Annotated in this window: 14 protein-coding genes; 6 read left to right on the top strand and 8 right to left on the bottom strand. The window is 63.3% G+C overall.

All coding sequences use genetic code 11. The features are described 5' to 3' along the window. Positions 1-90 precede the first annotated feature (90 nt). A complete protein-coding gene (locus tag LGH82_RS27765) occupies positions 91-690 on the top strand; it encodes a LysE family translocator (RefSeq protein WP_227345768.1) in 600 nt (199 codons plus the stop codon). A 383-nt stretch (positions 691-1,073) separates the two neighbouring features. Here LGH82_RS27765 and LGH82_RS27760 read toward each other — a convergent pair whose 3' ends face one another. Beyond that, the gene (locus LGH82_RS27760) at positions 1,074-1,868 is read right to left on the bottom strand and encodes an SDR family NAD(P)-dependent oxidoreductase (protein WP_227345767.1); all 795 of its coding nucleotides are present in this window, start codon (positions 1,866-1,868) and stop codon (positions 1,074-1,076) included. A gap of 247 nt (positions 1,869-2,115) precedes the next feature. Between LGH82_RS27760 and LGH82_RS27755 the strand changes: the two genes are divergently transcribed. Then, on the top strand, positions 2,116-2,571 hold the full coding sequence (locus tag LGH82_RS27755) for a MarR family winged helix-turn-helix transcriptional regulator (protein WP_227345766.1): 456 nt from the start codon (positions 2,116-2,118) through the stop codon (positions 2,569-2,571). Positions 2,572-2,595: 24 nt separating this feature from the next. On the opposite strand, the gene LGH82_RS27750 is transcribed toward LGH82_RS27755, so the two are convergent. After that, positions 2,596-3,774, bottom strand: a complete 1,179-nt coding sequence (locus tag LGH82_RS27750) for an MFS transporter (protein WP_227345765.1) — start codon at positions 3,772-3,774, stop codon at positions 2,596-2,598. Between the two features lie 220 nt (positions 3,775-3,994). Between LGH82_RS27750 and LGH82_RS27745 the strand changes: the two genes are divergently transcribed. Continuing rightward, on the top strand, positions 3,995-4,351 hold the full coding sequence (locus LGH82_RS27745; RefSeq protein WP_227345764.1) for an ArsR/SmtB family transcription factor: 357 nt from the start codon (positions 3,995-3,997) through the stop codon (positions 4,349-4,351). Positions 4,352-4,395: 44 nt separating this feature from the next. On the opposite strand, the gene LGH82_RS27740 is transcribed toward LGH82_RS27745, so the two are convergent. The 3 genes from LGH82_RS27740 to LGH82_RS27730 are packed head-to-tail and all read right to left on the bottom strand — an operon-like array spanning position 4,396 to position 7,753. Continuing rightward, positions 4,396-5,448, bottom strand: coding sequence for an HlyD family secretion protein (locus LGH82_RS27740; RefSeq protein ID WP_227345763.1), 1,053 nt, complete (start codon positions 5,446-5,448; stop codon positions 4,396-4,398). A gap of 23 nt (positions 5,449-5,471) precedes the next feature. After that, positions 5,472-7,277: an MFS transporter gene (locus LGH82_RS27735; protein ID WP_227345762.1), complete on the bottom strand. Its 1,806-nt coding sequence runs from the start codon at positions 7,275-7,277 to the stop codon at positions 5,472-5,474. After that, complete coding sequence (locus tag LGH82_RS27730; RefSeq protein ID WP_227345761.1) at positions 7,274-7,753, bottom strand: MarR family winged helix-turn-helix transcriptional regulator; 480 nt, start codon at positions 7,751-7,753, stop codon at positions 7,274-7,276. Before LGH82_RS27730 ends, LGH82_RS27735 begins: the two co-directional genes overlap by 4 nt. Positions 7,754-7,914: 161 nt before the next feature. On the opposite strand from LGH82_RS27730, the gene LGH82_RS27725 reads away from it, so the two are divergent. Continuing rightward, on the top strand, positions 7,915-8,673 hold the full coding sequence (locus LGH82_RS27725) for a metallophosphoesterase family protein (protein ID WP_227345760.1): 759 nt from the start codon (positions 7,915-7,917) through the stop codon (positions 8,671-8,673). A 145-nt stretch (positions 8,674-8,818) separates the two neighbouring features. Next, positions 8,819-10,042, top strand: coding sequence for an SH3 domain-containing protein (locus tag LGH82_RS27720; RefSeq protein ID WP_227345759.1), 1,224 nt, complete (start codon positions 8,819-8,821; stop codon positions 10,040-10,042). Between the two features lie 209 nt (positions 10,043-10,251). On the opposite strand, the gene LGH82_RS27715 is transcribed toward LGH82_RS27720, so the two are convergent. The 3 genes from LGH82_RS27715 to LGH82_RS27705 form a co-directional block, all read right to left on the bottom strand. Then, a protein-coding gene (locus tag LGH82_RS27715) for an IS630 family transposase (protein WP_227343924.1) occupies positions 10,252-11,200 on the bottom strand; the annotation gives its coding sequence in 2 pieces (ribosomal slippage) (positions 10,252-10,858 and positions 10,857-11,200; 951 coding nt in all). Between the two features lie 36 nt (positions 11,201-11,236). Continuing rightward, positions 11,237-12,034, bottom strand: coding sequence for a hypothetical protein (locus LGH82_RS27710; protein WP_227345758.1), 798 nt, complete (start codon positions 12,032-12,034; stop codon positions 11,237-11,239). Further along, complete coding sequence (locus LGH82_RS27705) at positions 11,992-12,216, bottom strand: DUF6471 domain-containing protein (RefSeq protein WP_227345757.1); 225 nt, start codon at positions 12,214-12,216, stop codon at positions 11,992-11,994. Before LGH82_RS27705 ends, LGH82_RS27710 begins: the two co-directional genes overlap by 43 nt. Before the next feature lie 104 nt (positions 12,217-12,320). Between LGH82_RS27705 and LGH82_RS27700 the strand changes: the two genes are divergently transcribed. Then, positions 12,321-13,283: an IS1595 family transposase gene (locus LGH82_RS27700; protein ID WP_227345756.1), complete on the top strand. Its 963-nt coding sequence runs from the start codon at positions 12,321-12,323 to the stop codon at positions 13,281-13,283. Positions 13,284-13,392: the final 109 nt, after the last annotated feature.

The following is a 13,392-nucleotide window of genomic DNA, read 5'->3' as shown; positions in this document are numbered from 1 at the left end:
CATTATAAACGCTAATGCTAACCATCGCAAACATTGCATTTACGGATGATAGCCTGAGTTTACCATGTGGCCTTCGACGAAGGACACCCCATGCTCCAGCCTATCCTGCCGCTCATCCTGTTTGCCTTCGTGGCCACCGCCACGCCGGGCATCGCCACGACCTTGTCCACCGCTTCGGGCGCGCGGTTCGGCTTTCGCCGTTCCGTTCCGCTGATGATCGGCAGCGCCGCGGGCCTCGCCACGGTGACCGCAGCGGCCGCCGCCGGGCTCGCCGGGCTGCTTCTAGCCATGCCTTCGCTACAGCTTGCCATGAAGATCGCCGGCTCGCTCTATCTGCTCTGGCTGGCGCTGAAGATCGGCCGCGCTGGGCCGCCCAATCTCGATGTGACGATGGCCAAGCCCAACAGTTTCTTCGGCGGCGCCGGCATCCAGTGGATGAATCCCAAGGGCTGGGCGATGGGACTGGGCGCTGCCGCCTCCTTCGCGGCACTCGCCGACGGCCCGGGCCAACTCGCTTTGCTGCTCGGCTCGACCTTCGGCCTCACCGCCGCCATCTCGCTGTCCATCTGGTGCGTCGCCGGCATGGTGCTGGCACGGTTGCTCAAGGCCGAGTGGCAATGGCGCGTGCTCAACGTGGTGCTGGCGCTGGTGCTGGCCGCCTCGATCATTCCGATGTGGCGGACGATGTAGAGAGCAACCTCGCAGAACCTGGGTTCCTCGCCCCGCCATAGCGCTACGGCATGCACACATTTCCAAGCGGTTTTTGGCGATAGCGTGCATGGCAGCTTGGCGCATGCATTGTCTTATGCGGCGCTGGTCGACCCCCACTCCGTCTCGGCTTCGCCGAGCCACCTCTCCCCCGATCGACGGGGTAGAGGAAAGGCGCCAAGCTTTTTGCCGTCAATACTCGTCCAGCAAAGCTTCCTTCCTTTCCCTCCGGAGGGGGGAAAGGTGGCGCTGCGTAGCAGCGACGGATTGGGGGAACCACGTGGCAATCAAGCCTCGGGCCGATCAGTCACGCCAGTCACGCCAGTCACGGAAGATATGTGCATAGCGTAGCGCCAGAGATGGCTTCAAACCCCGTAGCGTGCCGCCGGCTTATTGGCGTGCAGGCTGCCGTAGAAGGCTTGCCGGGCGCCGAGGAACGTGTCCAGCTTGGCCGCATCGGCGAGTGCGGGCACGGTAACGGTTTCGCCCCTGGCCAAGCCGACAAGTGCTGCATCGACCATATCGTCGGCGGTCATGATGATCTCCTTCGGCAGGCTGTCGATATCGCTGCCGGCGAGCTCCCAGAAATCGGTTCGGGTCGCGCCCGGCAGCACCACCTGGACCTTCACTTCAGTGCCCGCGACCTCGCGCTGCAGCGCCTCGGTGAAGTTGACGACATAGGCCTTGGTGCCGCTGTAGATGCCGCCGAACGAGGTATCGAAGGCCAGCACCGAGGCGATATTGACGATGGCGCCACGGTTGCGCGCCAAAAACCCCGGCAGCACGGCGCGTGTCAGGCGGGTCAAGGCGATGACATTGACCTTGATCATGCGCTCAGCCACATCGGCGTCTGCCGTCGCTACCACTTGGGCACCACCCAGGCCGGCATTGTTGACCAGCAGCGTCACGCTGTCGTCGGCTGATATCGCCTGCTCAACGCGGCGCACATCGTTGTCGTCAGACAGGTCGGCGCCGATCACGCTCACCTTGTGGCCGTAGGCATAGCGCAGCTTCTCGGCGAGTTCCTCCAGCCGGTCGGCACGCCGTGCCACCAGCACGAGGTCATGGCCCTGCCCTGCCAGCCGGTCCGCATAGACGGCACCTATGCCCGATGAAGCGCCGGTGACGACCGCCGTGCCCTTGTTGCCCTGTTCACTCATTGTCCTGTTCCTTCTTCGACTGATCTGTTTCGCTTCGGCCTTGGCCGCCGGCGTCCTGGGCAACCACTCCTGGGCAACCACTCCTGGGCAACCACCCTGGCCTTGCCGCCAAGCCGCCTGATCTCAATTAGTGGCATATACCACTATTAACGAAGTGGGCATATGCCACTATCTTGTCAATGATCGGACCGGGGATTATTTGTCAGGCAGCGATCGGACATCATGTCGCCATCGCTAGGGATCGACCATGCCGAAAGACGCCCTGCCCGGCCTCACGCTCTGCAACAACGCCATGCTGCGTCGCGCAACGCGCAAGATTGGCCAGTACTATGATGATGTGCTGGCGCCCTCCGGCCTGAAAGCCACGCAGCAGGGCCTGCTCTACCAGATCCATATCGGCAACGAGCCGGCGATGGGCGCCATCGCGGCTTCCCTCGTCATGGACCTGTCGGCGCTCGGCCATACGCTGAAGCCGCTGATCCGTGACGGCTATGTCGAGACCTTCGCCGATCCGGCCGACCGCCGTATCAAGCGGGTGCGGCTGACGCAGCAGGGCCTGGTCAAGCTCGATGAGGTGATGAAGCTGTGGCACGTCGCCCAGCAGCGTTTCGAGGACGTGGTGGGCAAGGAGCAGGCGGCAAGGCTACGCGCGGTGCTGGATGACATCACCGCGCTGGACTTTGATCTGCCGCCGGCCAGCTGAACCAGCCGACGGCTTTCAAAGAGATTATTCCGCTGGCATGGCGACCGGCCGGGCCAGCATCCGGCCTGCCAGCACAATGCCGAGACCGATCAACGGGAACGCAGCCGCTACCAGGCCGAGATCGGCCGGTATGCCGTAGCGCAGCACGCCGCCACCGACCACGGCGCCCAGCGCCACGCCGAGATAGAGCGCCGAACCGTTGAGCGACAGCACGATCGGGGCCGCGTCGGGCGCCAGCTTGATGATGCGGCTGGCCTGCGCCGGCGGGAAGGCCCAGCCGACGATGCCCCACGGCACCATCATAGCCATCAGCGCCGGGCCGGCGATGTGCTGCGGCAGGAATGTCGGGATGACCGACAGCATTACCAGCATGGCCGCGCTCAACGCCAGCGACCAGCCGACGGTGCGGGTCGCGCCGAAGCGATCGGCGGCCTGTCCGCCGGCAATATTGCCGATGACGGCGCCGGCGCCGAAGGCAAGCAACATGCCGGGCAGCGCGATCTCGCTCAGCCCGCCACTCTCGATGGCCAGCGGCGCGACATAGGCAAAGACGGTGAAGGCGCCGGTCAGCGCCAGCAATGTCGTGAAAAGGATCGGCATCACGCCCGGACGCATGGCAGCCGCCAGCCTGCGCTTCAGGGGCAGTTTGGTGACGACAATGCCACGCGGCAGCCGGTACCAGAGGATAGCGCCAGCCAGCGCGCCGAGGCCAGCAATGGCATAGAAGGTGCCGCGCCAACCAGCAAAGGCCGCGACGAGCGCGCCGATCGGCGCGCCAACGGCCACGGCCACCGTGGTGCCGCCGACAACGACGGCAATAGCGCGGGCGCGGTGATGATCATCGACAAGCGCCACCGCCGTGCCTTGCGCGGTCGCCGCGAACAGGCCGGATGACAGCGCCATGATGATGCGCGCGATCAACAGCACTTCGAAGGAAGAACTCATGGCGGCGACGATGTTGCCGACAACGAAGAACACCAGCGTCCACAGGATGACGCGCCGCCGGTCCCACTCCCCGGTCAGCGTCGCCAGTATCGGCGTACCCACGGCATAGGCGAGCGCGAAAGCGGTGATCAGCGTGCCGGCCAGCGGAATGGAGATGCCGGCATCCCGGGCGATGTCGGGCAGCAGGCTGGAAATGACGAAGCCTTCGGTCGAGATCGTGAACGATCCGAGCGCAAGCCAGAAGAGGCGCTTGTCCATTGCGGGTGTCCTTAGTTCAAAAGTTATTGAACAATTGGACATAGCAGGGCATGATGTCAATGAAGCCAGGGGAAAATAGCTGAACCCTCCTGACAGCCCTGTGTCAGCACGGTGGTTCAGCATGGCCAGCCCGCAGGATCGCGAAACGGAGAAACAGTGTGCAATTGCCGAGCGGGACAGACGCGTTGAAATCGGCCCGAACTGTGCTTAGTTTTCAGGCATGACCTTGCCTCACCCCAATATCGACCAGATCAGCCTGCCGATCGTGCTCGGCGTGCTCGGCGACCCGACGCGGCTCGCCATCGTGCGCTATCTCGCCAGCAAGGAAGGCGTACCGCTGAACTGCAGCCAGTTCCTCGATCTGGGTTCCAAGACCAATCTGAGCTACCACCTGGCAAAATTGCGCGAGGCCGGCGTCACCCGTGCCGAAGTAGTCGGCACCAACCGGATGATTACGCTGCGCCGTGCCGATCTCGACGCCCGCTTTCCGGGCCTGCTCGACAGCGTCATAGCGGCGGCCGGCGATGATCCGGCACTGCCGGCGGTCGGCGGCCACGACATCGAAATCCCTGCCTGAATTCCCGCCTCTTCGGAACCGAAGAAGCTTGCCTTGACCGTGCGCTATAGCCGGCTCGGCACGGCGTCCGTGTCGACGCTGACGATCACCGACATGCCAGGCGCCAGCATCTCGGCGAGATCCTGGCCTTCGTCGATTTCGATGCGCACAGGGATGCGCTGCGCCACCTTGGTGAAGTTGCCGCTCGAATTGTCGGCCTTGATGACGGCGAATTCGGACCCGGCCGCCGGCGAGAAGCGGGTGATATGGCCGCGCATCTCGGCGCGGTTCAGCGCATCGACGCGAAAGCTGGCAGGCTGGCCGACCTTGAGCAGCGCGACCTGCGTTTCCTTGAAATTGGCGATCACCCATTTGCGCTCCGGCACCAGGCTGGTGAGTTGCGAGCCGGCCGTGACATAGGCGCCGAACGAGGCGCCGACGATGCCCAGCGTGCCGTCTTCCGGCGCGACGATGCGCGTGTTGGCCAGATCGATCTCGGCCAGCCGCATCGCGGCCTGCGCCTGGTCGACATCGGCATGCAGGGATTGGCGGCTGACCAGCGTCTGGGCAAGCGCCTGCCTGGCGACTTCAAGCCTGGCATCGGCCTCGCGCATCGCCGCGTCCGACTGGCTGACGGCATTGCGCGCCACGTCGACATCGCTTTGCGTCGAAAATCCCTTGGCGATCAGCTGCTTGCTGCGCTTCAGATTGGCCCGCGCCAGGTCGTCGGCAGCCTTGGCGCTGGCGATGCCCGCCTCGGCCAGCGTGATTTGCGCCCGGCTGGTCGCCTCGGCCTGGTCGGAGGCCGACAGGGCCGCATTCTTGCTGGCCAGCGTGGCGCGCGCCTGTTCCAGCTTCTGCGCATAGGGCCTGTCGTCGATGCGCACGATCAGGTCGCCCTTCTTCACATCAGCATAATCGGTCACCGGCACCTCGGCCACGTAGCCGGCCACCTGCGGACTGAGCATGGTGACGTTGCCGCGCACATAGGCGTTGTCGGTCTGCTCGACGGTGCTCTCGAAAGGCGGCAGCTGCCACGCATAGAGGACCACGAGCACGCCCGCGATGCCCGCGGCAAGGGCGAGATAGGTGGAGAGGGATCTGAGTATCTTGGACATCTGACTTTACACCGATTTTCTGGTCACGCCGCGGCTGCAGCGGGACGCAAGAGAGTGCCGAACTGGCGCCATGCCATCCCCAGCACGAGCACCGCGACGGCGAAGGCCGACGCGATGGCGATCAAGAGGAACACGTCGCCATAGGCGCGCGCATAGGCTTCCTGCGTCGCCTGCTGGGCAAGCAGCGCCACCCCTTCCGCCTGCCGCAGCACCGGGTCGGTGAGCACATGCGAATAGGCGCCGCCGAGTTGCGAAATCCGCTGGGCGACGAGCGGATTGGTCATCGCCAGATGCTCGACGATGCCAGCCGAATGGAATTTCTCGCGCAGGATGACGAGCGTGCCGAAGATCGCCGAGCCGATCAGGCCGCCAATGCTCTGGGTGAACAGGAAGACGACGACGAAGCTCAGCATGTAGTTCATGCCCTTCTTCAGCGCGTTGACGAAACCCATCGCCAGGGCCGGCGCCAGGAACAGCGAGCTCGCCACCGCGATCAGCGCCTGGCTGACATACATCTGCTCGGGCCGCGTCATGCTGGTCAGCCGCGAATCCATGAAGGCGCCGATCGCCATCAGGCACAGCGCGACGACATGGATCGCAGGCTCACGCCCCGGCTTCAGCACCGCCGCGCAGGCAATGCCGCCGGCGATGGTGGCGCCGAGGATGATCGCATAGAGCGTCGTCTGCTGGTCGTTGAGCAGGCCGGCTTGCTGGAAGAAACCGCTGATGCCGCTCGACTGCTCGGTCATCAGCACCCGGAACATCAGCAGCACGCCGGCGAAATGCAGGATCTCCGGCGACAGCAGCCACTTGATGTCGAGCAGCGGATACTTTCGGTTGAGCTCTATCATCGCGACGGCGGCGAGGCAGACGATGGAGGCAACCAGCAGCCAGCCCAGCCACAGCGCCTCCAGCCACCAATAGTAGCGGCCGACGGACAGGACGATGGCCAGCGTGCCGAAGCCGACGGCGAGGAACAGATAACTGACGACATCCATGAAGCCGAGCACCTTGACCTTGGGCGGCGAGGTCAGCGGCAGCGTGTAGATCAGCGCCAGGCTGATCAGCGCCAGGCCGACCTCCAGCAGGTAGATCGGCTGCCAGCCGCCGAGATCGAGCAGTGCCGGCGAGATCAGCCGGGCGATCGGCGAGCCCAGCCCGATATTGATCATGGCCATCGGCATGCCGATCGTCATCTTCCGCTCCGGCGGAAAACACTCGAGGATATAGAGGAGGCTCAGCGTCGACATCGGCGCCGCCGCGACGCCGGCGAAGAAGCGGGCGACGATCGCGGTGCCGAGGTCATGGGTGAACAGGTGCAGCCCGTTGACGACGATGAAGACGACGATGGCGAGTTCGGCGAACTGCCTCAGGCCATACTGCGCCCGGATCTTCACCAGCAGCAGCGACAGGCTGACATTGGGTGCCATATAGGCCGCGGTCAGCCACACTGTTTCATTGGTGGTGGCGGAGAATTCGCCGGACACCTGGAGAAGGTTGGCGTTGACGAGATTCAGCCCCAGACCATAGGTGATGGCGATCATCACCGAGGTCGCGGCATAACAGAGCGCCACGAACGGATGCCGGGGCACATAGGGCGCCGGTGCCGGCAGCGAGGCCGGCGGCTCGGCCGGCGTCTGCCATGGCCGGCGCTTGCGCTGGCGGGCTGGTTGAAGGGCGTCGCCCGTCTCCGCTACGGTGGCCTCCGGCTCTTCCATGATGGCCGGCGCATCGCGATTGTCATTATCGCCTGTCGCCCCTTTGGCCACCCGCTTGGCGGCGCGATGGCGCCGCGTCGACTTGGGATCGGATGTGTCGAAGGTGGTCACGGCTGTTTTCCAGTCACCGGCTCGAGTTCGGCGAAACGGCCGGCCGCGCTCTCGATGTTTTCAGCCATCTTGCGCAGGATGCCGTGCGCCGACCGAAGCTCGTGCCTGGGGATACCCGCCAGCACTTCCTTGCCGACCTGCACCGCCATCAGGTCGACGACATCAGCCAGTGCCTCGCCTTCGCTGGTCAGCACGACCTGCTTGGCGCGGCGGTCGCCCTCGACCTCGTGCCGCTCGATCAGGCCCTGTGTTTCCAGCCCGTCGATGATGCGCACCAGCGTTGCCGTCTCGATCTCGAGTTCGTCCGCGAGTTCCTTCTGGTTGGCGGCCTCGCAGCGCGCGACGCGTAGCAGCGTGCGGGCCCGCGCCAGCGTCAGGCCGCGCTCGCGCACCCTGGCGTCGAACAGTGTGCGGATCTTGCGGCTGACGCGCGCTGTCTCCTCAAGGATCTCGAATCGTTGTGCGGTGTCGGTCATCGGTAGCAACATAATAGATAGTATGCTAATTAATTATATCCTATCTATACCCGCCCTCGACAAATCTCAAGGCCTTGCTACGAAAGAGGGGGCAAAGCCGGCCATTTCGCAGTTCGGACTTGGCTGTTCGAGACTTCGCCATTCAAGACCAGGAGCCTTCCATGCGCATTGCCGTTCTCACCGACATCCACGGCAATGTGCTGGCGCTGGAAGCGGTGCTCCACGACCTGAAGCAGCGTGGCGGCGCCGAGCTGACCGTCAATCTCGGCGACAGCGTCTCCGGACCGCTCTGGCCACGCGAAACCATGGAACGACTGGAAGCGCTCGCCCTGCCGACGGTGCGCGGCAATCACGACCGCCGCGTCGCCGTCGACCCCGCCAATGACGAGATGTGGGCTTCCGACGCCTACGCGCAGGAGCGGCTGACCGTGGCGCAGCGCGATGCGCTATTCGCGCAACCGCTGACGCTGGAGATCGCGCCTGGCGTCATCGCCTTCCACGCCCGTCCCGACCACGATGAGAAATACCTGGCCGACACGGTTGTCGATGGCCAGTTGGTGCGAGCGCCCATTGCCGCCATCCAGCGGCGGCTCAGAAATCTCGACCCTGCGTACCGCATCGTGCTGTGCGGCCACAGCCATCGCGGCGAATTGATCCGCTTGCCCGACGGACCCGTCATCTTCAATCCGGGCAGCATCGGCTGTCCCGCTTATGACGATGAAACGCCGCCGGCGCATGTATCCGAACAAGGCTCTCCGCATGCGCGCTACGGCATCGTCACGCTAGGCGAAACGGGCAATCCCGATCGTTTCGAGGCTATTGCCGTCGACTACGACCACGAGGCGGCGGCGCACCAGGCCGAGCAGGCGGGACGGCCGGAATGGGCCCATGCGCTGCGCACAGGCTTCATGCCCCGTTGAACCGCAGCGGAGCTCTCAGCCCCCGGCAAAGCATTTTCGGGGTGACATGTCGCCGCCTAGTCCCCTATAAACCCGCCGTGGCATGCGGTGGCGCCTTGGTGCCTGACCGCGCCTTCGATGAAAATCTATCGCCCACGGCCAGGTGATGAGGCGCACAGTTACGCTCCGTACGACGTTGCACGCGCTGCTTGCCGCTCCGGTGTTGTTCACGGCGCTGCCGGCCGTGGCCGAGGAATCGCCGCTTGTCATATCGATTGTCAGCGGTCTTGCACCCGACGACATGCTGAATGTCCGCGCCACGGCATCACCGATCGGCAGGCTTCAGATGCGGCTGCCCAACGGTTCGAGCGTGAAGAACCTCGGCTGCAACGACGTCAACGGCCATCAATGGTGCAAGGTCGAGGACGTCGATAACCCGAAGGTGAGCGGATGGGCCCCTGCCCGCTACCTGATCCCGACCAATCCCGCGCCTGTCGCCGATGCCACGCCTCTGACGGATCCTGTCGTGGCGCCCGCTGTCGCCGCCAACAAGCCGGCCGAGCCTGCTGCCAGCGCGCCGCAAACCGTTGCAACGGCCAGCGACGGCGCGGCTCCGTCGGCCGCTCCGCAACAGCCGTCGCCTGCCCCGCCACCCGATCTGGCGGCGCGGCTTGGCAGCGCCGACCACGCGGCCGAAACCGCTGTGAATTCCGCCGCCGCGATCGGCCGCGCCGCCATGCAGGATGCCTACGGCCTGGCGTTCGCGGCGAAGGACAACCAGGCGGCAGCCGAGATCCCGCCGGACCCGGCCGGGCAGCAGCCCGCCCAGGCGCAAGGCCCCGCCCAGACAGCCGACGGCCACAAACCCGACGCCCCGGCAGCCGACACCCAGGCAACCGACACTCAGACAGCCGATGCGACGCCAACCGCCGCGGCGGTAAACGACACCGCCGATGATACCGCCGCGCCTGTAACCGGGGCAATTCCGGTGCCCACGCCGCGACCCGAACAGGCTGGCGCGGCACAAGCGACAAACCCGAAAACCACGGACACCCAGGCCATCGACCCGCGGACCGTCGCGCGTGTCGAACCACCGACGGCGCTGGCTCGCGCTCCCGATGCCACCGGCGAGATTCCTTGCGCCCGCTATGTCGGCCAGCCGATGACGCGCTGCGAGGTCAGCGTCTTGCGCAATGGCGGCGACAAGGCCGACGTAACCGTGACCTGGCCCGATGGCGGCACGCGCGTCATCTCCTTCTACGCCGGCCAGCCAGCCGGTTCGAACGCGCGCAGCGATTTCCGCTTCACCCGCGAAGGCAGCCTGAGCATGATCCGCGTCGGCGTGTCCGAGCGCTTCGAGATCACGGATACGCTGGCGTTCGGCGATTGAGGATTTAGGGGAATAAGGCAGTAGGGCAGTAAGGCAGTATGTGAAGTGTGCCTGGGGGGCTACCCCTACTGCCCTACTGCGGTCTTATGTAGCAAAAGCACCAAATTCCAAAAGTGCCGTTTGATGGCGGCCCGCGTCTGGCTAACTGCTGCGATTGTTTTTTGCACAACTGGTTATAGCGGGGGTGTCCCCACTAGAGCAGAATCTGATCATTCCGGCTCATATCCTGTTGCGGCGAAGTAGTTGGCGCACTCGGTTGGTGTGAAGCAAGGCAGTGCGGCGCTGATGGTATCCCACAATTCCGCGACGGTTCGTGCGGCGGCTTTGCGTAGAATCGATTTCAGCTTGGAAAAGGCGTTCTCGATCGGGTTGAAGTCGGGGGAATAGGGCGGGAGGAACATCATCCTTGCGCCGGTTGCTTCGATCGCCACACGGGCGGCTGCGCTTTTGTGCGCCGGCAGGTTGTCGAGGATCACGACATCGTCGGGCCGCAGCGTCGGCACGAGAACCTGCTCGACATAGGCGACAAACCATTCGCCAGTCATCGGGCCGTCCAGGACCATTGGCGCGGTCATGCCAGTGAGGCGCAGGGCGCCGGTGAACGTCGTCGTCTTCCAATGGCCATGCGGGATTGGCGATCGGCACCGCATCCCGCGCTTCGTGCGCCCCCGCAGTCGAGCCATCTTTGTCGAGGCTCCGGTCTCGTCGATGAAGACCAGATGCTCGGGATCAAGATCGGGCTGGGCGTCGAACCAGGCGTTTCGTCGCGCCGCCACGTCTGGCCGCTCCTGCTCGCTGGCGTGCGCCGTTTTTTTTGAAGGTCATGGAGTGACGATCGAGAAACCGCCAGATCGTGCTCGTCGCAAACGACGCGCCATGCTCCTGTCGCAGCAACTCGGCGAGTTCGACCAGCGTGATGTCCACCCGCCTCTCGATCGCCGCCAGGATGATGTCGCGATACGCTTCAACGCGGTGGGACCGCCTGTCGCCGCCCTGCGGCTTTGCGCAGGTGGCTCCGGTCTCGCGCCATTCCCGGACCCAACGCACCGAGCTTGCCGCCGCCACGCCAAATCGCGCCGCTGCCGCCCGTCGCGACAGGCCGCCATCAACCGCTGCGACCACCCGAGCCCGCAAATCTTCCGATAAGGATTTCGCCATGCCATGCCGGCCTCCGAATCCAGCAGATATGCTGAATCAGATTTCCAATCCCAACGAAACCCCTATCGATTCTATCCGCTCGGATTTTGCTCTAGCATTGACATAGCCCTTGAAAATCACCCGCCTGCTTTTCCCGAAAATATCTCGATAGGTCACAATTCCAGCGACCACGATATATGCGGTTTTCTTTTTCACTGCCGTATAGGTTTCGTCGGAAAGTGGTTCGTTCCCAGTGATGTTGAAAAGCATCGGCCTACCCGGGCCAACATCGAGTTTGGACCGGATCGGCTGCGCACCAAAGAAGAACTTGGAGGTATTGGGATCTTCCGATTTTATGCCACTGTAAAGCACTCTGACATGCCGCGCTGGCGTTTGGCCGGCGTTGATCAAACTGACTTTGACAGTTACCACCTCGCCGACCACAAAGACGACCTCCATTTTGTCGATGCTGAGGTAGGCGCGAAGCTGCCGTTCGCCGATGGTGCCGGTAATGGATACGGCATCTTGAGCGGCCTTCGTGGAAGCCCGATTCAAATCAAGCGTATCGCGTACCAGTCTGACAGCCCAGATGCTGACGCCCAAGCCGAGAGCGGCAGAAATGGCTGCGACCCACTGTGCGTACGTATCAGAAGGCGTAGTGTAAGTTTTCCAAAAGCCTTCCGGCTTGACTGGATCGTTATTCCCGCCTTGTACGTTGGCGTTGTATTGCTTTCGTACTTCGGGATCGGCTGGATCACGAAACCCCGGAACCGTCCAAACCAGAAATAATAGCGCGATCCCGACGCCAAAAACTACGCCAAGTGCAGCGTCTGCGAACCGATTGCGGTTAGACATTGAAGTAGAAAAGCCGCCGTGAATTTGCCCCTAGAGAGCTTATTCCGCACGTTTACCTCTTTCTCGTCAACGCCTATCGCATTCAGCCTTTCCACGAGCTGGGCGTAGGTGACGCCTTTTCGTTTCAACTCGGCTTTCAGAAGGTTGGCTGCGAGCATTTCGTAGTCGGTCTTTTCCGCCATCGTGTCGCCTTTGCGCAAAATGTATCGCAAACGATGACATAAGCCCTTGTGTCCAGTACGTCAACGTACTATATCCATTACATAAGTAACGGATTTGATACGTCATGGCACAACATTTCCTCCTTTCCGCCGAAAGCCGCACCCTCTCTCTCAAAGAGATTTACAAGGGCGGCGAGGAAAAGGCTTACGACACGTTCAAGCGCCTTCGCTGGGCTTCGACGCAAGGCGAGCCTGTTTGCCCGAAATGCGGATGCCTGGACCACTACGACATTCCGACCCGTCGCAAGTTCAAGTGCGCCGCTTGCGGTGCGCAGTTCTCCGTCACGTCCGGTTCGATCTTCGCTTCGCGCAAGCTGTCGTTCACCGATTTGCTCGCGGCGATCTGCCTGTTCGTCAACGGCTCCAAGGGCATGTCATCGGTCCAGTTCTCCCGCGATCTGGACGTCCAGTACAAGACCGCCTTCGTGCTGTCGCACAAGCTGCGCGAAGCCCTGTCGGCTGAAACCAAGAACGAAATGCTCGAAGGCGAGGTCGAGATTGACGGCGCGTACTTCGGCGGCGTGGTGCGCCCTACGAACCGCGTAGAGGACCGCAAGGACCGTCGCATGAAGGAGAACCAGTCAGACCGCCGCCGTGTTGTGATCGCCCTGCGGGAGCGCGCTGGCCGCACCCTGACGTTCATCCGTCATCGTGAAGCGGAAGGCGTGGATATCGCCCGCGCTCGCATGCTGGCCGGCTCCAAGCTGTTCGCGGACGAAGCCAACCATTGGGACGCGCTGGAGGCCGATTACGCTTCGACCCGCATCAACCATTCGGAAAGCTACAGCGACGGCCACGGCAAGCACACCAACATGGTGGAAAGCTATTTCAGCCGCCTTCGCCGCATGGTCGCCGGCCAGCACCACCACGTTTCGCACCGCTACCTCTATCAGTACGCCAACCATGCCGCATGGCTTGAAGATCATCGTCGCCGGTCAAATGGCGGCAACGCTTATGCCCTGCTTGGTGGCGCGCTCAATCACCCGGTGTCGCGGATTTGGGCCGGATATTGGCAGAAGGCGGAATGAAAGCGGAACTCACTTTCGAAAAACTCTGCATTCTCTTTGCAAAATGCAGATGCTCTGCGCTTGCTCTGCAAGCGCTCTTGAGCTACATTAGCGATGCCGAACGGAAAAC

It is taken from the genome of Mesorhizobium sp. PAMC28654 (genome assembly GCF_020616515.1).
Taxonomy (GTDB): domain Bacteria; phylum Pseudomonadota; class Alphaproteobacteria; order Rhizobiales; family Rhizobiaceae; genus Mesorhizobium.
Note: the sequence above shows the minus strand (reverse complement) of the source record. Positions and strands in the feature narration are given on the sequence as shown.